This is a genomic window from Insulibacter thermoxylanivorax (assembly GCF_015472005.1).
GTDB lineage: Bacteria > Bacillota > Bacilli > Paenibacillales > DA-C8 > Insulibacter > Insulibacter thermoxylanivorax.
The window spans coordinates 76545-98377 of the sequence record NZ_BMAQ01000005.1; the positions used below are offsets into that span (position 1 = coordinate 76545).

Annotated in this window: 17 protein-coding genes; 16 read left to right on the forward strand and 1 reads right to left on the reverse strand. The window is 55.9% G+C overall.

The window, feature by feature from the left end; genetic code table 11:
- Positions 1–106 precede the first annotated feature (106 nt).
- The 8 genes from PRECH8_RS03395 to PRECH8_RS03430 all read left to right on the forward strand — a co-directional run bounded on the left by PRECH8_RS03395 (position 107) and on the right by PRECH8_RS03430 (position 7599).
- A complete protein-coding gene (locus tag PRECH8_RS03395) occupies positions 107–889 on the forward strand; it encodes a 16S rRNA (uracil(1498)-N(3))-methyltransferase (RefSeq protein ID WP_200965679.1) in 783 nt (260 codons plus the stop codon).
- Positions 889–2226: a tRNA (N(6)-L-threonylcarbamoyladenosine(37)-C(2))-methylthiotransferase MtaB gene (gene mtaB, locus PRECH8_RS03400; protein WP_200965680.1), complete on the forward strand. Its 1338-nt coding sequence runs from the start codon at positions 889–891 to the stop codon at positions 2224–2226. Before PRECH8_RS03395 ends, mtaB begins: the two co-directional genes overlap by 1 nt.
- Before the next feature lie 31 nt (positions 2227–2257).
- Positions 2258–2923 carry a deoxyribose-phosphate aldolase gene (gene deoC / locus PRECH8_RS03405; protein WP_200965681.1) on the forward strand — a complete coding sequence of 222 codons (666 nt, stop codon included), beginning with the start codon at positions 2258–2260 and terminating at the stop codon, positions 2921–2923.
- A 111-nt stretch (positions 2924–3034) separates the two neighbouring features.
- Positions 3035–3703: a response regulator transcription factor gene (locus PRECH8_RS03410; protein ID WP_200965682.1), complete on the forward strand. Its 669-nt coding sequence runs from the start codon at positions 3035–3037 to the stop codon at positions 3701–3703.
- The gene (locus PRECH8_RS03415) at positions 3700–5100 is read left to right on the forward strand and encodes a sensor histidine kinase (RefSeq protein WP_200965683.1); all 1401 of its coding nucleotides are present in this window, start codon (positions 3700–3702) and stop codon (positions 5098–5100) included. The genes PRECH8_RS03410 and PRECH8_RS03415 overlap by 4 nt, the downstream gene beginning before the upstream one ends.
- A gap of 154 nt (positions 5101–5254) precedes the next feature.
- Positions 5255–6166 carry an ABC transporter ATP-binding protein gene (locus PRECH8_RS03420; protein ID WP_200965684.1) on the forward strand — a complete coding sequence of 304 codons (912 nt, stop codon included), beginning with the start codon at positions 5255–5257 and terminating at the stop codon, positions 6164–6166.
- Positions 6163–6873, forward strand: a complete 711-nt coding sequence (locus PRECH8_RS03425) for an ABC transporter permease (RefSeq protein ID WP_200965685.1) — start codon at positions 6163–6165, stop codon at positions 6871–6873. Before PRECH8_RS03420 ends, PRECH8_RS03425 begins: the two co-directional genes overlap by 4 nt.
- Positions 6874–7599, forward strand: a complete 726-nt coding sequence (locus PRECH8_RS03430) for an ABC transporter permease (protein WP_200965686.1) — start codon at positions 6874–6876, stop codon at positions 7597–7599. It begins immediately after the preceding gene.
- Positions 7600–7733: 134 nt separating this feature from the next.
- On the opposite strand, the gene PRECH8_RS03435 is transcribed toward PRECH8_RS03430, so the two are convergent.
- Positions 7734–8699, reverse strand: coding sequence for a Na/Pi cotransporter family protein (locus tag PRECH8_RS03435; RefSeq protein WP_200965687.1), 966 nt, complete (start codon positions 8697–8699; stop codon positions 7734–7736).
- Between the two features lie 198 nt (positions 8700–8897).
- Here PRECH8_RS03435 and addB point away from each other — a divergent pair, with 198 nt between their 5' ends.
- From addB to PRECH8_RS03475, 8 genes are all read left to right on the forward strand, one after another.
- Positions 8898–12440: a helicase-exonuclease AddAB subunit AddB gene (gene addB / locus PRECH8_RS03440; RefSeq protein ID WP_200965688.1), complete on the forward strand. Its 3543-nt coding sequence runs from the start codon at positions 8898–8900 to the stop codon at positions 12438–12440.
- Complete coding sequence (locus tag PRECH8_RS03445; RefSeq protein WP_200965689.1) at positions 12441–16559, forward strand: UvrD-helicase domain-containing protein; 4119 nt, start codon at positions 12441–12443, stop codon at positions 16557–16559.
- 93 nt (positions 16560–16652) lie between these two features.
- Positions 16653–17003, forward strand: coding sequence for a histidine triad nucleotide-binding protein (locus PRECH8_RS03450; RefSeq protein WP_200965690.1), 351 nt, complete (start codon positions 16653–16655; stop codon positions 17001–17003).
- A gap of 84 nt (positions 17004–17087) precedes the next feature.
- Entirely contained in the window at positions 17088–17261 is a 174-nt protein-coding gene (gene rpsU / locus PRECH8_RS03455) for a 30S ribosomal protein S21 (protein WP_200965691.1), read from the forward strand.
- A 42-nt stretch (positions 17262–17303) separates the two neighbouring features.
- On the forward strand, positions 17304–17747 hold the full coding sequence (locus PRECH8_RS03460) for a GatB/YqeY domain-containing protein (RefSeq protein WP_200965692.1): 444 nt from the start codon (positions 17304–17306) through the stop codon (positions 17745–17747).
- A 457-nt stretch (positions 17748–18204) separates the two neighbouring features.
- Entirely contained in the window at positions 18205–19554 is a 1350-nt protein-coding gene (locus tag PRECH8_RS03465; protein WP_200965693.1) for an NfeD family protein, read from the forward strand.
- A gap of 114 nt (positions 19555–19668) precedes the next feature.
- Entirely contained in the window at positions 19669–20658 is a 990-nt protein-coding gene (floA, locus tag PRECH8_RS03470) for a flotillin-like protein FloA (RefSeq protein ID WP_200965694.1), read from the forward strand.
- A gap of 164 nt (positions 20659–20822) precedes the next feature.
- Positions 20823–21452: a hypothetical protein gene (locus PRECH8_RS03475; RefSeq protein WP_200965695.1), complete on the forward strand. Its 630-nt coding sequence runs from the start codon at positions 20823–20825 to the stop codon at positions 21450–21452.
- The last annotated feature ends 381 nt before the right edge of the window (positions 21453–21833 follow it).

A 21833-nucleotide genomic window follows, 5' to 3' on the forward strand; every position in this document is an offset into this window, starting at 1 on the left:
CGTTGGCAAGAGTTGTTTGTTTTTATCAGAGCGATTTTCTGATAGAGTCGGATTGTTCAGATTCGGATACATACAGTTGGCGGGAGAAAGGACAGGTTAAGAATATATGCAACGGTATTTTGTATCTGCGGAAAAATTCGCGGACCAAAGAGTCCTTCTAGACGGCGATGAGGCCCATCACCTGATCCGAGTCATGCGGGCTCGGGAAGGCGACCGCATCATCGTCAGCGACGGCGAGCAGCGTGAAGTGTTGGCGGAGCTGACGATGATCGCCAAAGACAGCGCGGAAGCCAAGATCATCGAATGGCTGCCGATGGACAGGGAACCCGAGGTGCTGGTGACGGTGGCCCAGAGCTTGCCGAAGGGGGATAAGCTCGAACTTGTGATTCAGAAGGGAACGGAACTTGGGGCCAGCCGCTTCATCCCTTTCGTCTCTGAGCGAACCGTCGTGCAGTACGACGCCCGCAAAGAAGCGAAGCGGCTGGAACGCTGGCGCAAGATTGCTAAGGAAGCCGCGGAACAGGCGCATCGCAACCGCATTCCGCAGGTGACTGCGCCCCATGCATGGCGCGAGATCATGGAGATGGCGGAACAATTTGATATGGCCCTTTTTTGTTATGAGAAGGCCGGCGGATCCGCAGCATTGCGGCCGCTCCTGCAGCAATTGCGTCTGAATCCGTCGCATGGAGGCAATCATCAGCGTAAGCCGTCGATCCTGTTGGTGGTAGGGCCGGAGGGGGGCTTCTCCGAGCGGGAAGCGGAGGAAGCGAAGCTGTGCGGCTTTCAGCTGGTTTCACTTGGCCGGCGCATCCTGCGGACGGAAACCGCTGCGCTGGCAGGGCTTGCTTGCATCATGTATGAATTCTACGAGATGGGGGGAACGCACTGATGCCTACAATCGCCTTTCACACATTAGGATGCAAGGTCAATTTCTATGACACGGAAGCGATCTGGCAGCAGTTCAAAAAAGAAGGATATGAGCAGGTGGATTTTGAACAAACCGCAGATGTTTATGTAATCAATACTTGTACTGTGACCAATACCGGGGATCGCAAGAGCCGGCAGATCATCCGCCGGGCGATTCGCCGCAATCCCGATGCCGTCATCGCCGTTACTGGCTGTTACGCTCAGACATCGCCCGGCGAGATCCTGGCGATCCCGGGCGTCGATCTTGTCATCGGCACGCAGGACCGGGACCAGATCGTCGACCTGGTGAAGGAGATCCAGGTGAAACGGCAGCCGATCAATGCGGTGCGTAATATCATGAAGACGCGGCAGTTTGAAGAACTGGATGTGCCGGAGTTTGCCAATCAGACGCGGGCTTTCTTGAAGATTCAGGAAGGATGCAATAATTTCTGCACTTTCTGCATCATCCCTTGGTCGCGGGGGCTGATGCGCAGCCGCGAACCGGAGAGCGTGCTAAGGCAAGCGCGCATGCTGGTGGATGCGGGCTACAAGGAGATCGTGCTGACAGGCATCCATACCGGCGGTTACGGAGAAGATCTGGAGGATTACAGCCTGGCCAGATTGCTGCAAGATCTGGATCAGATCGACGGCTTGAAACGGGTGCGGATCAGTTCGATTGAAGCTAGTCAGATCACCGATGAGGTGCTTGACGTGCTTCGTTCTTCGGATAAGATGTGCCGCCACCTGCATATCCCGCTGCAAGCCGGCAACGATACGATCTTGAAGCGGATGCGCCGTAAGTACACCACAGCGGAGTATGCGGAGAAGATCGCCGCGATTCGCGAAGCGATGCCCGGTGTGGCGATTACAAGCGATATCATCGTGGGATTTCCCGGCGAGACGGAGGAACATTTCTACAGCGGCTACGAATTTATCGAGAAGATGAATTTCTCGGAACTCCATGTTTTCCCTTATTCGAAGCGGACGGGAACGCCGGCAGCCCGCATGCATGACCAGGTCGCTGAAGAAGTGAAGCAGGAGAGAGTGCATGCGCTGATCGACCTGTCGGAGAGACAGCAGCTGGCCTATGCCCAGCAATTCGTCGGACAAGTTCTGGACGTGATCCCGGAGCGTTCCCGCAAGGGAATCTTACAGGAAGGCGAGATCGCCGGTTATTCGGACAACTACTTGCATGTGATCTTCGAAGGGTCTGAGGAGCTGATCGGTGAGGTGTGCAAGGTGAAGCTCACCGAACCCGGAGTCAATGATTGCCGCGGCGTATTGGTCGGGGAGCCGCTTGCGAAGGCAGCGGCGAACTGATCGCAGCATAAGGAAGAAAGGAGCGAGGAGGATGAATCTGGCTTCTGCCATCGATCATACGTACCTCAAACCAGAAGCTTCTAAATCGGATATCGAGAGATTATGCCGTGAAGCGATGGAATATCAGTTCAAGAGCGTCTGCGTCAACGGCGTCTGGGTGCGCGAATGTGCACAGCTCTTAAGCGGCACATCCGTCGGCATCAGCGCGGTGTGCGGCTTCCCCTTGGGGGCAGCTGCTGATGCAGCCAAAGCCTACGAAGCGGAGCTGGCGGCCGATGATGGCGCCACGGAGATCGATATGGTCATGCAGATCGGTCTGTTTCTGGACGGGCAGTATGCTGCAGTAGAGAAGGATATCCGCAGTGTTGTGAATGCCGTGCAGGGAGCGGCTGCGGTTAAGGTGATCCTGGAGACGGGATATCTTACCGATGAACAGATCGTTGAAGCATGCAAGATCGCTGAACAAGCCGGCGCCCATTTCGTAAAAACATCCACCGGTTTTGGACCCGGCGGAGCTACGGTCCATCACGTGCGTCTGATGCGCAGCAGCGTCTCCGATAACATGCAGGTGAAGGCATCCGGCGGCATCCGCGATTATCAAACCGCTGTGGCCATGATCGAAGCTGGTGCATCGAGATTGGGGACGAGCTCCGGCGCAGCGATTATGCAGGGATTAACCGGCAGTAAGTCCTATTGAGTTCCGTGTAAGTTCAGTTGGGTTCGTGCCTTGCGGCTTAATACCGCTAAGGTGCACACGGAAGTGCACCTTACGGAATATAGCACCTTCTTGGGGAGAGGGGGAGGCAGGATGGTGCATGTGCTTTATATCGAGGATGAGCAAGAAATCGGCCGATGGGTTACCCAGGACCTGACCGACAGGGGGTATCAGGTCACCTGGCTGACGAGCGGGGAGAACGCAGAACGCTATGCGGCAGAAGCGGATGTGGCCGTGCTGGACGTCATGCTCCCGGGGCTGGACGGCTTCTCCGTCGGCAAGCGCTTGAAGCGCGAAGCTCCCGATCTGCCGGTGTTGATGCTTTCCGCCCGCAGTGCTGTTGAGGATAAGATCGAGGGACTGAGTTTCGCCGATGATTACTTGACGAAACCCTTCCACCCCGATGAGCTGGCAGCCCGGATCGAAGTGCTTCTGCGGCGCAGCCAGCGCTTCGAAGAGGTGCTCGAACTCAAACACCTGAAGGTCTATCCCAAGGACATGCGGATCATCGATACGCGGGATAACAGCGAGATCGTGTTGTCGGGCAAGCAGTTTCATCTGTTCCATTATTTTCTCAGACATCTCAATCAGATCCTGACGAAAGAACAGCTGTATGAAGCCGTCTGGGGGGAATCCTATATCGAGGGCGACAAGACGCTGATGGTTCACATCCGCTATCTCCGCGAGAAACTGGAAGCGGATCCCGCGAAACCAGAGATCATCGAAACGATCCGCGGAATCGGCTACAGGGTGAGAAAATGAGCCGGCTGTTTCGTTCGCTGCAAGCGAAATACATGTTGATCATCTTCGTCGGGCTTGTCCTCATCCAATTCACTTATATCACGCTTTCCCTGGTGCTGACGATCGGCATCAACTTTCGCAGGGAGGCTGCCGACGGCATGCCCTCTGCCCAACAGATCGAGAAGGACTGGCATGAAGCAGCGGGCAGCTTAACAGAAGTGACCCGCGAGTCCGTGTTGGAGCTGTTCCGCGAATGGAAGACCAGGTATCCGGAAGCCTCGATGTTCTGGGTGGACGAGCAAGGCGATCTGGCCGTTGAGCTGGATGCAAGCGAATCCCTGCCGACATCCTGGTCCGCATCTTACACAGCAGCCTTCATCAAGGAGCGTTACGGCGGCGATCCCTTCACGGTGATCGCCTTTGCGGGTGATGAGGGCGGTTCAGGATTTGTTGTGTTTGAGATCGACAGACGCTTCTTCCTCTCAGATTACGCCCTGCTGTACGAGGAATATGCAGAGTGGATCTTTGCCGCGCTCATCCTGATCATCCTGCTGTTCATCCTGATCTCCTACATGTTCTTCCGCGGCATTCGCAAACGGCTTGTCCAGCTGCAGGAGGCCATGTCCATTCGCGACGTTGACGGTTTGCCTGTGCCGATCGATGTGCGCAAACAGGATGAGATCGGCCAATTGGAGCAGTCCTTCAACGAGATGATCGAGGAGCTGAAGGAAAGCAAACGCCGCGAACAGGAAGAGGAACAGCTGCGCCGCGAGCTGATCGCTAACCTCTCCCATGATCTGCGCACCCCGTTGACGAAGATTCGCGCACAAGCCTTCACGATCAACAAGGAGAATCTGTCCGCTGAAGGCCGCAGGGCGATCGAAGCGATGGAGAGCTCCGTTGTCAGCATGGATCGTCTGATCGACAATCTCATGGCTTATACCTTGCTCATGGCCAATAAGTACCAATATGCTCCGCGCTCAACGGATGTTCTGCGTTTCGTCAGAGAGCATCTGGCTACTTGGTATCCGCTGTTTGAACGGGAAGGTTTTGAAGTGGATGTTGACCTGGCGCCGCTGCGTGTGAGCCATTGGGAGATCGATCCCATCTGGATGGGCAGGGTGTTGGACAATTTGTTCCAAAACGTGCTGCGCCATGCGAAGCAGGGCCGGTTTGTCCGCGTGAGCACGGAAACAACTTCCGCCTATGATGCCTTGGTCATCGCTGACCGGGGACCGGGCATGGGAAGCGGTTCTTCGGAGGAGAAGGGGGCAGGAATCGGTCTGTCGATCGTTGACCGGATGCTCCTCGGCATGAATCTGCACTGGGATGTCCATTCCGATGTCAGCGGCACCGTCGTTCAGATCAAGCGGATCTACGATTTGGATGACCTGCCGCCGGCGAGCCGCAGCCATTGAAACATGACAGCATACATATTGGATCATCAGCCGTTGAATGCGGCTTTTTTTAAACCATTTAACCTTAACGGCACTGTTTTTTAAACAAAATTTAACCTTCCCTCCGACCTTGTTTTAACCTTGGTTCCCTAAGATAGACATTGAGGTGATCGGAGTGGAATATATCGTTGAAACCCATAATCTAACCAAAAAATTTGGCCGTGAAACGGCTGTGGATGCGCTGAATATGCGTATCCCGCGCGGTCATATCTACGGCTTCCTGGGGCCAAACGGCGCCGGAAAGACGACGACGATCCGCATGCTGCTTGGACTGATGAAGCCAACTTCAGGATCGGTGCGTATCTTCCAACAAGACCTGAAGAAGCATCGGATACAGATCTTGCGGAGGGTAGGATCACTGGTCGAGAACCCGTCCTATTATCCTCATCTAACGGCCTATGAGAATCTAGAGGCCAGCCGCAAGATCATCGGATGTTCGAAATCACGCATCCATGATGTACTGAAGATCGTTAGACTGACGGAGGCCGCGAACAAGAAGGTCAAAGGTTTCTCCCTCGGTATGAAACAAAGACTCGGAATCGCCAATGCATTGCTCCATGAGCCGGAACTGCTCGTGTTGGACGAGCCGACGAATGGTCTGGATCCGTCCGGAATCATCGAGATGCGCAATCTGATCCGCAGTCTTCCGGAACAATACGGGATGACTGTCCTCATCTCCAGCCATCTGCTGTCGGAGATCGATCAGATCGCGACTACCGTCGGCGTGGTAAGCCGCGGACGATTGATCTTTCAGGATACGATCGAGGCTATGCGGCGTCATGCGCAGCATAAGGTGACCTTGCGCGTGGGGCAGGCGGAGCGCGCTTGGCGAGCGCTGATGGCTACCGGCATGAAGGCGGATCTGGCCCGCGAACAAGTGACCTTGATTGATCCAACGGATGATGCGGTTGCTGCTGCGGTTCGCACCCTAGTTCAGGAGGGAGTGCCGGTGTATCGCGTGGAGGAGGAGAAGCGTTCGCTCGAAGAGATCTTTCTACAGATGACGGGAGGGGAGCAGCTTATATGATCGGCAGATTGTTACAAGTGGAACTGCTCAAGATCAGACGCAAAGGCCTATGGTTCCTCACCTTCCTCGGTCCCTTGGGCGTGGTAGCTCTGCAGATCGTAAACTACGGGGTGCGCAGAGATTACTTGCTGCAACAAAGCGACGACCATTGGCTCTATTACCTGAGCAATGTCAGCAGCTTCACACCGCTGGCGTTAGTGCTCGGGATCGCGATTCTCACGTCACTTATGACCAGTATTGAGAACGAGACGAAGGCGTGGAAACAGCTGCTCGCATTGCCGGTGAGCAAGTGGAGCGTCTATCTGTCCAAGTTCACCGTGTTGATCGGACTCCTGCTGACAGCCTCCATCGTGCTTGCCATCGCTTCACTGGCCCTCGGTCTGGCGCTTGATTTGGACGGCAAGATCCCCTACGGAGCACTTTTGGAGTACAGCTTCTATCCGTTCTTCGCTTCGCTTCCTCTCCTGGCGCTCCACCTATGGCTGGCTGCGGTTATAGAACATCAAGGGGTCGTGATGACATCCGGCATCATCAGCGTCATCCTGACGTTCATGGCTTATTATCTGCCGGACTGGATGATCTGGAAGTGGCCGACGCTGCAGAACGATTGGCAGGAGCCGCTGTTCAGTGCGCTGTTAGGACTCGCCGTGGGAATTGCCGTCTACGTATTTGGGATGATCGATTTTGTCAGAAGGGATGTGAAGTAGATGCTGCGGCTCTTACGCTCCGAAAGCTACAAGCTGCTTAGAACGGGCGTGGTATGGGCACTGCCCGCTGCACCGCTTGCCGGCCTGTTAAGCGGAGTTACTCAGCTGAATATCGAAGCGGATATCAATCAGTGGTATTTGCCGCTGCTTGTGATGAACATGATCTATGCGCTCTTGTTCCTGCCGCTGATCACAGGGGTTTTTGCCGGCATGGTATGCCGCTATGAACATCAGGCGGGAGGCTGGAAGCAGCTGCTGGCCCTGCCCGTGACGCGGGGGCAAGTTTATGCGGCGAAGTATATCACGGTGCTTCTCTTGATCGGGCTCATGCAGCTCACCTATCTGGCGACGATCTACATCGTTGGGCGTATACAGGGATTCACCGATCCATTCCCTTTGGACATCGTTCTGAAGAGCATCATCGGCGGCTGGATCGCGACCTTCCCTTTAGCTGCGTTGCAGCTGTGGTTATCGATGGTATGGAAGAGCTTCGCCATGCCCTTCGCGGTGAACGTGATCTTCACCCTGCCGACGATCCTCGTGATCAACTCGGACAAAGCGGCTCCTTATTATCCCTGGGCGCAGCCCTTCTCCATGATGTATATCGGCGGCGGTGAAGGGGATGTTTTCTTCGTCCCATGGGAGCAGCTCATCACCGTCGTCGGGGGGAGCTTCCTCCTGTTCTTCATCGCGGGATATGTCTATTTTCAGAGAAAAGCAGTTTAACAGAGATTCATAGTGAGCAAAAAATGAACGGACAATGAACGGATCTATGGTTGATGACTAACGGCGCAGGGGCGCTGTTGGTCATTTTTTATCAAGAGCAGCCGGCTGATTGGCTCGCAGCATCGATCTAAAGGTCACAGGCTGTTCCGACGGAAGACGGGAAGATAGCAGATCGGCAGAGCGATGAGTGAGCAGACGATGTTGAAGATCGTCTGGGCATGGGCGAGCTGCGAGGCTTCACTGCCTCCGAACAGCGCAGAAACTTGAGCCAGGACATCGATGAGCGGGAAGAAAAGCACGGCCCCTCCTACATTCAACAGGATATGGGCCCAAGCGACGAACAGGCCGGGGCGGCTGCCGCCGATCGCAGCGAGCAGGGCGGTGACGCAGGTGCCGATATTCGCGCCGAGGATGACGGCGATGCCGAGATCGATGGAGATCACATGCACCGCAGCCAGATTCATCGTCAAGGCGATCGTTGCAGAACTGCTGTGGATAACGGCTGTGAGTGCGGCACCGGCGATCACGCCCCAGAGCAGGCTGATCTGCGCTTGCTCGAGGAACCAGGCGAACATGCCGTGGGCTTGCAGGGCGGGGATCGGACTTTGCATCACAACCATGCCCAGCAGGATGCCGGCCAGGCCGGACAAGGCCAGGGCAAGAAACCGGATGCTGTGAATGATGCTCCGAAGCGGCGGCATGGAGGTCCAAGCATCGGGCAGCAGGCTGCAGATCAGCCAGATCGGGAAGCTGACCGCAAGCAAGGGGATGCCGTAATGATGGATGTTCAACCCGATGAGTTCCGTCGTCAGGCAGGTGCCGATGTTCGTCCCGAGGATGATGCCGAGGGTGCGCGAGAAGTCCATCAGCCTCGCATTGACGAGGCCGATGGTGATCACGGTGACAGCGGAGGAACTTTGCAGCAGGGCGGTGACCGCAGTCCCTGTGACGAGACCGTGTACGGGCGTGCGCGTGGAGCGCTCGATCCACTCCTGCAGGCGGGAGCCGGCCCAATGATGAAGCGCCAGTTCCATCACTTTCATGCTGAATAGAAACATGGCCAGTCCAGCGCTTAGAGGGAGGATGATCTCTGCGAACACGTGCCTACGCTCCTTTATCCCTGATAAGGGAAGATAATGAGTATAGAAGAGCGGACTTGAATTGGTGTATCATTTCTATATGTATGAGTTAATGGAGACAAGCATGACAAGTTGCCGATCTAGAGCGGTTCGTGCTTGGTCTTGGATATATATCGTTATTGGTCATACAGCAGCAGAACTAGAAGGGGAGGGGATCGCATGCCGCTTACATTCGTTATCGGCCGCGCAGGCAGCGGCAAATCCCGTTATTGTCTGGATGAGATCCGCACACGGCTGCGGGAAGATCCGGCAGGACCGCCGCTCATCCTGCTCGTGCCGGAACAAGCGACGTTCCAGGCGGAGTACGAACTGGTGACGACGCCGGGGCTGCACGGCACCTTGCGTGCCCAGGCGCTCAGTTTCCGCAGACTGGCCTACCGCGTCATGCAGGAGTGCGGCGGTACAGCGCGCATACATATCGACGATACCGGCAAACAGATGCTGCTCTATAAGATCTTGCAGGCGCGCCGAGATGATCTGGAGATCTTCCATAAGGCGGCGGAGCAGCGAGGCTTTATCGCTGAGCTGAATGAATTGTTCAATGAGTTTCGCAGATATCAGAATGACGCCGGCAGCATGGAGGAGATCCTGGCCCGCGCTGCAAGGCATCAGCAAGAAGATGAGGACGGGGAAGCGGCTTCTTTCGTCCGCAAGATCCAAGATCTGCGCATCATCTATCAGGAATTCGAGACCCATCTTGCCGGGCATTATGTCGATTCGGAGGATTATCTTCAGACCTTGGCGCAGCACGCTTCCCGCTCGGCTTATCTGCGGGAGGCAGAGCTTTGGATCGATGGATTCGCCGGTTTTACGCCGCAGGAATATGCGGTGATCGGGGAGTTGATGCGCACGGTCAAACAGGTGACCGTTGCGCTTTGTTTGGATCGGGATTATGAGCTTGGGGAGATGCTGCATGAATTGAATATGTTCTATACCCCGGCTTCGACGATGCTGCGGTTGAAGGAGCTCGCTGAGCGGTACGGCGTAGCGCTCAGCGAGCCCGTCCTGCTCAGCGGCGAGGCGCCGCGGTACAAGCAGGCTCCGATGCTTGTCCATCTGGAGAAGCATTTTGCCCTGCGGCATCCGCCGGCTTATCTCGACGGGATCGAACTGCTGCCCGATACGAAGCGCAGGATGGCCGAGGACAGTCAGGTGCGCATAGCCGCGGCGGTGAACCCGCGTGCCGAGATCGAAGCGGCGGCACGCGAGATCCTGAAGCTGGTGCAGACGAAGGGCGTGCGGTTCCGGGAGATCGCGGTGGTGACGCGCACCCTCGAGACCTATGGCGATCTGATTGCAACGGTGTTTGAAGACCACGGGATTCCTTATTTCATGGACCACAAGAAGAGCGTCATGCATCATCCCGTCGTCGAACTGATCCGTTCTGCGCTGGAGGTCATCGTGCACAACTGGCGCTACGAGTCGGTGTTCCGCTGCGTGAAGACCGACCTCATCAGTGATGACCGGCAGGCGATGGATGAATTGGAGAACTATGTGCTCGCCTTCGGCATCGAGGGATCGCGCTGGACGGAGGACAAGCGGTGGGAGTTTGCGGTGCAGCGATCCTTGGACGAGGATGAACCGGCGGAGAGACTTTCGGAGGATGAGCTTGACCGGATCCATGAAGCACGCATGCAAGTCGCTGAGCCGCTCATGACCTTCGAGCGGCGGTTTAAAGAGGCGGAAGATGTGCGCGGGCAGGTGACGGCGGTCTATGAATTGCTCACTGCGCTGCGCGTGCCTGAGAAACTCCTCGCCTGGAGTGAAGAGGCGCTTGCCGCCGGACATCCCGAGCGGGCGAAGGAGCACAGCGCACTGTGGAATCGACTGATCGCGTTCTTCGATCAGATCGTGGAGATCCTCGGTTCGGAGAAGATGAGCCCAGAACAATTCAGCGGCGTACTCGATGCCGGATTAGAGAGCATGAAACTCGGCCTTGTACCGCCATCCTTGGATCAGGTGCTGATCGGAACATTAGATCGCACCCGATTCGGTCAAGTCCGTTATGCCTTCATCATCGGCGTAAACGACGGCGTCTTGCCTGCGAAGATGGCGGAAGGCGGCATCCTGACCGAATTCGAACGAGAGATGGCCGCCGGTTTAGGCATGCAGCTGGCGCCGAACAGCCGCCGCAGGCTGCTGGATGAATTGTTCTTAGCCTATACGGGCTTTACGCTGCCCTCGGAGGGACTGTGGATCAGCTATCCGCTGGCGGATGAGGAGGGCCGCGCGCTGCTGCCTTCCGAGTATATCCGCCGCATCTCGCGCATGTTCCCGCATCTGGCCTCAACTCCCGATCTGCTTATGGCGGAGCCTTCCGTGCTGCTGGACGAAGCGATGCAGGCCGATTATCTTGTGCATCCGGAAAGATCGATGTCCTATCTGCTGCATCAGCTGCGCCTGTGGCTGCGCGGCGGCGAGCTTGCCCCGATCTGGCGGGAAGCGCTGGCTTGGTATGCGAAGGATGACGCTTGGCGCAGCAAGCTGGAGCAGATGATGTATGCCTTCTACTATACGAATCAGGAGCGGCCGCTCAGCACGGAAGCTAGCAGCCTGTTGTACGGGCATAAGCTGACGGCGAGCGTTTCGCGGATGGAGCGGTTCGCCGCTTGTCCCTTCATGCAATTCGCTTCCCATGGCCTGCGCCTGAAGGAGCGGCGCATCTATCGGCTGGAAGCGCCGGATATCGGCCAGTTGTTCCATGCGGCATTGAACAAAATGGCGCGGGATCTGATCGAAGACGGCGTGCGCTGGCGCGATCTGACGGCGGAGGAACTGATGCGCCGCGCTGAACAGGCCGTCGACACGGTCGCCCCGCGCTTGCAGAGCGAAATCCTGTTCAGTACGGAACGCTTCCAATACATGACGCGGCGGCTGAAGGGCACCGTCAGCCGGACGGCGGCGATGATGGGCAAGCATGCAAAACGCGGCGAATTTGAACCCGTTGCTTTGGAGCTGGGATTCGGCCCGGGAGAACGGCTTAAGCCGCTCACATTCACCCTGGATAATGGCGTGCTGATGGAGCTCATCGGCCGGATCGACCGCGTCGATGCGGCGCCGTACGGTGATTACGAGTGGCTGCGGATCATCGATTATAAGTCTGGGGCGAAGTCACTGTCCCTTGCAGAAGTTTATTACGGTCTCTCACTGCAGCTGCTTGCTTACTTAGATGTGGTAATCAGCCAGGCTGCCGAGTGGCGGGGTAAACCCGGGCTGCCGGCGGGGGCGTTGTACTTCCAGGTGCATAACCCGCTGATCCAAACCGCACGGCCGATGAACCATGAAGAATACGAGAAGGAACTGTTAAAACAGTACAAGATGCAAGGGATCGTCGCAGCTGACCATGAGGCGATCCAAGCGATGGACAATGAATTGGAGAGCGGACGTTCGCCGATCGTCCCCGTAGGGCTGAAGAAAGACGGCGGGTTCTACAGCGATTCCAATGTGGCGGACGATGAGCAGTGGCAGGCCGTGCGGCGGCTCGTTAGACGCAAGATCCGTCAGATCGGCGAGGAGATCGTGCGCGGCCGCGTCGAGATCATGCCGTATCGCAAGGGCAAGCGCTCACCTTGTTCCCACTGCGTCTACCGCCCGGTCTGTCAGTTCGATACGCTGCTGGAGGAGAATGGGTATCGCTTCCTGCATGACTGGGATCGCGATGAACTGTGGCAGATGATCATGGAGCAGAAGGAGGAAGCATAAGTGAGTCAGCCTAAACCGCAAGGCTCGATATGGACCGATGATCAATGGGCAGCGATCAGCGAGCGGGGCTCGAATCTGCTCGTGGCCGCCGCTGCGGGTTCCGGCAAGACCGCAGTCTTAGTCGAGCGGATCATCCGCCGGATCACGGATCCCGAGAACCCGGCGGATGTGGATCGCCTGCTTGTCGCAACATTCACCAAAGCCGCCGCCGACGAGATGCGGCAGCGCATCCGCGAAGCCCTGGAGCAGCAGCTCTCGGAGCATCGCGGCAATGAGCATCTAGCACGGCAAATCGCCCTAATCAACAAGGCGCCGATCAGCACGCTGCACGCCTTCTGTCTGGAAGTGGTGCAAACGTATTTCTATAAGATTCCGATCGATCCGGTGTTCCGCATCGCCAATGAGACGGAAGCTGAACTTCTCAAACATGAAAGCTTAGAAGAATTGTTCGAAGATGAATATGCCAAGGAGGGCAATGAAGCCTTCCTCCGCCTGATCGACTGCTTTGGCGGCGAGCGCAGCGACGAACCGGTGATGCAGCTGGTGCTCAGGCTGTATGAATTCTCCCGCAGCCATCCGTGGCCGGATCATTGGCTTAAGGAGACGGCACAACGCTTCCACGGCTCATCGGAGTCGTCCAAGGGATTGTTCCAAGGAGTACTGCAAGAAGTACAGCAAGAACTCGAAGGATGCGTCGTATTGATCGAAGCGGCCCTTGATCTCTGCCGCAAACCCGGAGGTCCCGCGCCATATCATGAGGCGCTGCATGCCGATCTCGAGATGCTGCGCGCCTTGCTGGCAGCTTGCGAGTCGGGGGATTGGGACGTCATCAAGCAGGATCTGGACGCCTTTCAGTTCGGCAGGCTCAAAGCTTGCCGCGGCGCTGACTATGATCCCCGCTTGATCGAGGCTGCGAAAGAACTGCGCGATGATGTCAAGGATGCGGTCACGGGTCTCAAAGAAGAGTGGTTCCAACGCTCTGCTGATCATTACAGAGCGGAGCTCCTTATGCTCTCCCCCGTCGTAGACGTGCTGATCCGCCTCGTCCAGGAATTCGCTGCCCGCTATGCGTTGAAGAAGCAAGAGAAGGGGCTGGTCGACTTCAATGACCTGGAGCACTACTGCTTAGCGGTGCTGCGCGATCCGGCTTCTACGCCGGAGAGCCTAGTGCCTTCTGAGGTTGCGCTGCATTACCGCGAGCGTTTCGTGGAAGTGCTGCTCGATGAGTATCAGGACACGAACCGCGTGCAGGAGATGATCGTAGAGCTGATCTCGCGGGAGACGGGAAACCGCTTCATGGTCGGCGATGTGAAGCAGAGCATCTACCGCTTCCGCTTGGCGGAACCGGAGCTCTTCCTCGCGAAGTACAGGTCGTACCGTTCCGGCGAGGGCGGGCGGCGCATCGATCTGGCGATGAACTTCCGCAGCCGCCGGGAAGTCGTCGATGCGGTAAACTTCCTCTTCCGCCAGATCATGTACGAAAGCGCCGCTGAGATCGACTATGATGACAAAGCCGAGCTGCGCTATGGAGCCGCTTATTATGAGGAGGCGAATGCCGCTGCCCGCGTTATCGCTGCAAGCCCGGCATCCGGAGGCATGGATGAGGAAGAAGCAGCTAAGCAAGCGGCTGCTGAGATGGACGGAATGGATACTGCAGGAACCCAGGCGGGAATTTCTGACCATGCCGTAGAGGTGCTCATCGCCGATCGCAAAGAGCTGGAGGATGCGGGGCAGGATGAGGATGCGAACGGTACAGAAGAAGACGGAACAGGCATGACGCTGGAGGATGAGATCAGTGAGCTGGAAGCGGTGCAGGCAGAAGCCCGCATGATCGGCATGCGCATCGCGGAACTGCTGGGGCAGACAGGAAAGCCGCCGCATCTCGTCTATGATAAGGCAGCCAAATCCTACCGCCGGCCGACCTACCGGGATATCGTCATCCTGCTGCGGGCGACGCAGCACTGGGCGCCCGTGATCATCGAGGAACTGCGGATGATGGGGATCCCGGCGTATGCGGATCTAAACACGGGGTATTTCCAGGCGACAGAAGTTCAGGTCATGCTGTCCCTGCTTAAGGTGATCGATAACCCGCTGCAGGATATTCCGCTTGCGGGCGTGCTGCGTTCGCCGATCTACCGCTTCACGGCAGAGGACCTCGCTTGGATTCGCATTCACAGCCCGCGCACAGACTTCTACGAAGCGCTGAAGCGGGCTGCATACGGCGATGAATATGCAGCAGATGCAGGAACTGCTGACGAAGAAGTGCCTGTATCCGTAGAAGATCCTGTATTCGCAGAAGATTCTGCAACTGCAGAAGAGGCTGATGCAGCTCATGCCCGGCAGGAGGATGCGGCTCGCGTCTCCATCGATCCTGCTCTGCGGGCCAGACTGCGCAGCTTCCTGGAACAGCTTGAACGCTGGCGGACTGAAGCGCGCCAAGGTTCACTAGCGGATCTCATCTGGCGCATCTACCGCGAGACCGGCTACTATGATCTGGTCGGCGGTCTGCCCGGCGGGGCGCAGCGGCAGGCGAACCTGCGGGCGCTGTACGACCGGGCGCGGACCTATGAATCCACTTCCTTCCGCGGCCTGTTCCGCTTCCTGCGGTTCATCGAGCGGATGCAGGACAGCGGTGCAGATCTCGGCAGCGCCCGTGCCCTCGGCGAACAGGAAGACGTGGTGCGCATCATGTCGATCCACAAGAGCAAAGGGCTGGAGTTCCCGATCGTGTTCGTCGCCGGTCTGGCCAAGCCTTTCAATGAACAGGATCTGCGTCAGTCCTTCCTCTTGCATAAAGAGTGGGGACTGGGACCGAAGTTCATCGATCCCGAGCGGCGCATCAGCCTGCCGTCACTGCCTTGGCTCGTTGTCCGCCGCAGGCTGAAGGCTGAGATGCTGGCGGAAGAGATGCGCATCTTGTATGTGGCCTTAACCCGAGCCCGGGAGAAACTGATCCTCGTCGCCGCTTTCCGCGATCTGGAGAAGGAGAAGAGCAAATGGCAGCGGCTTGCTGCCGGCGCTGAGGACACCTTGACTTACCGGGCGGTGATGGAGGCAAGGTGCTATGCCGACTGGATCTTCCCGGCGCTTCTCCGCCATCCTGGGGTAAGGGATTCACTGGGCATCGAAGCCGGAGAAATGCGGGAGATCACGCAAGATCCTTCCCGCTGGCTGGTGCATCAGGTGCCTGTTGACACGCTGCTGGAAGCGGCTGCTGCGGTCCCGACGCATACGCGGGAGGAACTGCTTGAGCTGATCAAGGACCCGCTCGGCACGGCAGACGGTGACATTTCTGCAACAAGATCTGCACCGCATGGAGGGGCAGAAGCAGCAGCGGACAGACAGCTCTTGACGTACCGCTTCGAGTGGAGCTATCCCCATAAGGAAGCCTCCTCCTTCTTGTCCAAGATCACGGTTACGGAGATCAAACGGCTTGCTGAACAGCAATTTCTCCAAGAAGAGTTGTTCGATGAAACCGGAGATATCGAACTGCTGGGCAGACGTGCTGCGGGACACATCGTCCTCACGGACCGGCCGGCCTTCATGGGCGAGACGGACCAGCTCACCGCACTCGAGCGGGGAACCGCCTACCATACGGTGATGCAGCATGTGCCGATCGGTGAGCCCATCGATGCAGCAGTGATCGAAGAGCTTCTGCAGCGGCTCATCGATTTGGATCTCTTGACGCCGAAGCAGGCAGAAGCGGTGGATCCGGTTCAGGTGGCAGCTTTCTTCAACTCAGATCTGGGCTTGCGAATGGCACGTGCCGAACGCCTCTACCGCGAACAGCCATTCAGCTACCGATTGCCTGCGGGTGAGGTGTACCGCGAAGCTGAGGGGGAAGCCGCCGAGGAAGGCATCCTAATCCAAGGGGTTATCGACTGTTTGTTCGTAGAACCCGACGGCATCGTCCTGGTGGATTACAAGACGGACCGTGTCGCGGGCATCGGACCCGAACAGGCGGCGCAGCGTTACGATATTCAGATCGGTCTTTATGCGAGGGCGGTAGCGGATATCTGGCGCAAACCGGTGAAGGAGACCTATCTCTATTTCTTCGATGGTCCTCATCTGCTTGATCGCAGCGCACTCTTGCATGCGAATCGGAAGCAGCTGGATTGATCGGTGGTCGAGGGGATCGATTTCATTGGACTCAGGACAAAATATTCGTTATGATTGAACAGAATAGATCTGTGAGAAGGGAAGGATCGAAGGATGAGTGATTGCATTTTCTGTAAGATCGCAGCAGGCGAGATGCCGTCCAACAAGGTGTTAGAGACGGAGAACGTGCTGGTATTCCATGATATTGCACCCGCTGCGAAGGTGCACGTCCTCGTCATTCCGAAGAAGCATATCGCCAGCCTGAACGACATCACCGAAGAAGATGCATCCCTCATGGGAGAAGTGCTCTTAGCAGCCAAGCAAGCGGCTGAGACCCTGGGCATTGCAGACTCCGGATATAGAGTGATTAACAACATCGGTTCCGACGGCGGACAAGTCGTTCATCATATCCATTTCCACGTGCTCGGCGGGGAGAAACTGGGTGCGCTCGTCGGCAACAGTTGACACTGTATTTTCGGATAACATATAATGTAGTTTGATAACCGCGTCAGCGTCTTGGACGGTCTGTTCCGGAGGGAGGGAAAACTGGTGTCTGAAACAAAAGTTCGCAAGAATGAGACGATAGATTCTGCACTTCGCCGCTTCAAACGAACGCTTGCTAGAGACGGTGTTTTGGCCGAAGTTAGAAAACGCAAGCATTATGAGAAACCCAGCGTTCGACGCAAGAAGAAATCTGAGGCTGCACGCAAGAGAAGATATTGATATTCCGTGCGTAAAGTTTGAACTTCGGGAGGATATTGAGCGATGAATTTAACTGAACGTCTGAATGAAGATATGAAACAAGCGATGAAAAATAAGGACAAATTCCGTCTCTCCGTTATTCGGATGATTCGTTCTTCGATCAAGAATCTTGAGATCGAACAGAAGCGGACATTGGATGACGGCGAGGTGCTCGATATCCTGCAACGCGAAGTCAAACAGCGCAAAGATTCCCTCCAGGAATTCACGAAAGCAGGCCGTGATGATCTGGCTGCTGACGTGCAAGCGGAAGTCAACATCATCAGCGAGTACTTGCCTGAACAGATGACGGAAGAAGAGATCAAAGCTGTTGTTCAGCAGACCATCCAAGAAGTCGGTGCTTCTTCCAAAGCTGATATGGGCAAGGTGATGGGCGCTCTTATGCCCAAGGTGAAAGGGCGTGCCGACGGCCGCCTTGTTAATCAGATTGTGCAGCAATTTCTTCAATAATGAATAATGTACGCACTGAAGACTCCGTGCTTACCCGCCGGAGTCTTTTTGGTTCTTTTATGCACGATCAGATTAATGAAACCTCCACCTGTATATTGACGTATTAATGCATATCCTTACAGAAAACAACAAAGATCGCAAAAATAATATACAAAACGTGCATGTTGTGGCAGTATATTGCGATAAGATCAGGTCGCTATAAAGGTGACAGAGCAGCAGATTGGATTGAATATCGAATACGCCACTAGCATATGGCAAAGTGTAACGATTCCATCGCATCGACCGCACGGCCGGATGCTGCTTCACCAAGTCTTTGCGAAGAGCAGCAGGGAGATCAAAGGAGGTATGTCATTTGCGGCGCAAACCAAATCAATCTAAGGCAGCAGTTTCACATCGTTCGCGGGATCGAGGAGATCGGCGGGGGGCACTTATCAACTTGCTAATTCCATTGTGTGCCATGTTGGTCTTGTTCATCTTATCGCCGATCGTAGCAGATACCGCCCGGGCAGAGCCGAATGGTCAAGGGATCACTGCGGCGGAAACAAGCCCGAATCGGCTCGTCTATGTCGTGCCAGTGCATGATACGATCGATCATGGGATGAAGCAGTTTCTGGAACGAGCATTCCGGGAAGCTGAAGAAGTCGGTGCTCATTATGTTATTCTGGATATCGATACCTTCGGCGGCTATGTGGATGCTGCGATGAAAATCGGCCCGATGATCCAACGGCTGTCTGTTCCAACGGCGGCCTTCATTCACGGGCATGCCTTCTCAGCGGGAACGTACATCGCGCTCAGCGCGGATGAGATCATCATGCAGGACGGTGCGGTGATCGGCGCGGCAGCCATGGTGGACAGCCAAGGAAACCGGATCACTGATTCTAAACAGATCTCGGCTTGGGTCACGGCGATGCGTGCTGCGGCACAGCAAAGCGGACGAAATCCCCTGTATGCAGAAGGGATGGTTGATGATCAGATCATCGTAGAAGTGCCGGAGCTGGGCGTGACGTATGGGAGAGGAGAATTGATCTCCTTCTCGGCGCAGGAGGCAGCGGCGGCGGGGTATGCGGAGCATATCACCAGGGGTCTAAACGGCGTTCTTGACTATCTTGGGGTTTCGGGGTATACGGTAGTGGAGATGGAGATGTCCATGGCGGAGAAGGCGGGACGCATCCTTACAAACCCTTATGTTCAGATCATTCTCTTGATTATCGGGATCGCCGGGGTGATCACCGAGATGCTGGTGCCAGGTTTTGGAGTTCCGGGGATCCTCGGTATAGCAGGCTTTGCGCTCTATTTCTTCGGAAATTATGCCTTCGGTTTTGCAGGTGTCGAGCATATCGCCCTATTCGTGGGGGGTCTCATCTTGATGCTGATCGAATTGTTCGTCCCGAGCTTCGGCGTACTCGGGGCCTTGGGCATCATCGCTCTGGGCAGCGGCGTCGTATTGTCTGCGAATAAGACGGGGCAGGCCTTGCAATCCTTGGGCATCGCTGTGCTCGCCGCTGCGGTGATCATCGTGATCGTCGTTAGGGTCTTCAAGCACCGCGGAATTTGGAATCGATTTATCTTAAGCGACAAACTGGACAAAGAGAGCGGCTATGTATCCAATGTGGAGCAAACGGAGCTGCTTGGCGCAACTGGTGTGGCTTCCTCGGTGCTAAGACCGTCGGGAACGGCGGTCATCGATGGTCAAAAATACGACGTAGTCACCAACGGCGAATTTATTCCTGCGAATACTCCGATTAAAGTCATCCATGTAGAGGGAATGAGGATAGTTGTTTCTGCATTGCAAGAGAATGAGGCATGATTTTCTTAAGCAATCTAAGCTCAATTAAGGGTATAATAACGGAACGGAATACATAGGTTGTATCTCGTCCGTCATTATATACTTTTCCGAAAAATGAAGGAGGTAATACTAAGCATGATTGAGGTTATCTATTTGTTAATCATCGCGCTGGTGCTGGTTGTGTTCGTCGTATTTTTCAGCTTCGTTCCAGTGATGCTCTGGATCTCTGCGCTGGCATCCGGAGTGCGTATCGGGATTATCACATTGGTTGCGATGCGTCTGAGAAGGGTCATCCCAAGCCGCATCGTCAACCCGATGATCAAGGCGACGAAAGCGGGTCTAGGTCTGTCGATTAACCAGTTGGAGAGCCATTACCTGGCTGGCGGCAACGTAGACCGCGTCGTCAATGCGCTGATCGCTGCACAGCGTGCGAATATCCCGCTTGTCTTCGAGCGCGCGGCGGCTATTGACTTGGCAGGTCGTGATGTTCTGCAAGCCGTGCAGATGAGCGTTAATCCCAAAGTCATCGAAACCCCTGTTGTTTCCGCCGTGGCAAAGGACGGGATCGAAGTGAAGGTCGTTGCCCGGGTGACAGTGCGGGCCAATATCGACAGACTTGTCGGCGGTGCCGGCGAAGATACGATCATCGCGCGTGTCGGTGAAGGGATCGTCACGACGGTTGGTTCCTCGGAGAATCACAAACAAGTTCTGGAAAATCCCGACGCGATCTCGCGTACCGTATTGGAGAAAGGCTTGGATGCGGGAACTGCCTTTGAGATCTTATCGATCGATATCGCTGATGTAGACGTAGGCCGCAACATCGGTGCCCAGCTGCAGACCGACCAAGCGGAAGCGGATAAGCGGATCGCTCAGGCGAAGGCGGAAGAACGCCGTGCAATGGCCGTTGCACAAGAGCAGGAGATGAAGGCGCGTGTCGTCGAGATGCGGGCAAAAGTCGTGGAAGCCGAGTCCCAGGTGCCGCTGGCGATGGCCGATGCGCTGCGTGAGGGCAAGATCGGCGTCATGGATTATATGAACCTGCAGAATATCCAATCGGATACGCAGATGCGCAGCTCGATCAGCCGCATGACCAATCCGGGTCAGTCTAACAACAAAGACGAGTAAATAACAATTCGGCTATGACGAGATGAAGATGTTTTGAAACGGCAATGGTTTCGATCCTATCACGTCCCAACATGTCGATGACGAACGGAGTTCGTGCAGCGGCTGAACATCCTTCCCGCTGTGCCATGGGATGACATGGCTGCGGGATGAAGGGAGGCTATGCGATGCAAACGATCATAGCGATTATCATCTTGTTTTGGATATTCACTGCTTTAAACGGTGCACGTGGCAAGCAGCCCGGCCGCGGCCTGCAGCGTCCGCAGCAGAAGATCCCAGGCATGCCGCCATTTGGCGTTCCCAAACTGGATCTGCCGCCTGTGAAGCCGCTGGAACGAAGCGAAAGACCTGTGAGCCGCGAGGCGGAGGCAAGAAGCGGGGGCTCAGGCAGGCGGCAGGAGTCCAGCTTCGGCGATCCCGGTTACTCGGACTATCCCAGCTACTCAGAATATCCCAGCCGATCCGACTACTCTGATTATTCAGAGATGAGAACCCTGCGGGAAGCTTCGGAGATTCAACGGGATGACCGATCTCCTCGGATCACCCGATCCTCCCGGATCACCGAGGAGATGTCCGCCGCTCCCTATGCGGATGAGCTGGGAGATGATCTGGAGAGCTACAACTACGATCAGGATAATATCTCACTTTCATCAGTGAGTGGTGATATCTGGGACAACGAGCTTTCGCCGAACAGGTCTGTGCAGCAGGACATTCAGATCAAACCACAGCAGGTTGTCAGCGGCATCCTGTGGTCCGAGATCTTCGGACCGCCGAAAGCACGGAGAACTAGACGATAGGACGTTAGCAGCAATGTGAATATGCTTCGATACGCAAAATCCTGCATTACGCAGTAAAATTTCTGCATAATGCAGGATTTTTTTGTCTGGACCGAGATCAGCAGCTTCATCCGTTCCACACTACTCGTGACACGATAAGAAGTGTTGACTCAGCGTGCAATCCGCTCCATTCGGTCGTGAAACGACAAGAAGTATCGACTCGACGTGCGCTCCCCCTCCATCCGCTCGTGAAACGACAAGAAGTGTTGACTCAGCGTGCAATCCGCTCCATCCGCTCATGAAACGACAAAAAGTGTCGACTGAGCGTGTGCTCCCGCTCCATCCGCTCGTGAAACGACAAGAAGTATCGACTCGGCGTGCGCTCCCCCTCCATCCGCTCGT

Bases quoted from the DNA above. Each gene is read 5' to 3' on its own strand.
- PRECH8_RS03395 (WP_200965679.1), top strand. From the start codon at position 107: ATGCAACGGTATTTTGTATCTGCGGAAAAATTCGCGGACCAAAGAGTC.
- mtaB (WP_200965680.1), top strand. From the start codon at position 889: ATGCCTACAATCGCCTTTCACACATTAGGATGCAAGGTCAATTTCTAT.
- deoC (WP_200965681.1), top strand. From the start codon at position 2,258: ATGAATCTGGCTTCTGCCATCGATCATACGTACCTCAAACCAGAAGCT.
- PRECH8_RS03410 (WP_200965682.1), top strand. From the start codon at position 3,035: ATGGTGCATGTGCTTTATATCGAGGATGAGCAAGAAATCGGCCGATGG.
- PRECH8_RS03415 (WP_200965683.1), top strand. From the start codon at position 3,700: ATGAGCCGGCTGTTTCGTTCGCTGCAAGCGAAATACATGTTGATCATC.
- PRECH8_RS03425 (WP_200965685.1), top strand. From the start codon at position 6,163: ATGATCGGCAGATTGTTACAAGTGGAACTGCTCAAGATCAGACGCAAA.
- PRECH8_RS03430 (WP_200965686.1), top strand. From the start codon at position 6,874: ATGCTGCGGCTCTTACGCTCCGAAAGCTACAAGCTGCTTAGAACGGGC.
- addB (WP_200965688.1), top strand. From the start codon at position 8,898: ATGCCGCTTACATTCGTTATCGGCCGCGCAGGCAGCGGCAAATCCCGT.
- PRECH8_RS03450 (WP_200965690.1), top strand. From the start codon at position 16,653: ATGAGTGATTGCATTTTCTGTAAGATCGCAGCAGGCGAGATGCCGTCC.
- PRECH8_RS03460 (WP_200965692.1), top strand. From the start codon at position 17,304: ATGAATTTAACTGAACGTCTGAATGAAGATATGAAACAAGCGATGAAA.
- PRECH8_RS03465 (WP_200965693.1), top strand. From the start codon at position 18,205: ATGTTGGTCTTGTTCATCTTATCGCCGATCGTAGCAGATACCGCCCGG.
- floA (WP_200965694.1), top strand. From the start codon at position 19,669: ATGATTGAGGTTATCTATTTGTTAATCATCGCGCTGGTGCTGGTTGTG.
- PRECH8_RS03475 (WP_200965695.1), top strand. From the start codon at position 20,823: ATGCAAACGATCATAGCGATTATCATCTTGTTTTGGATATTCACTGCT.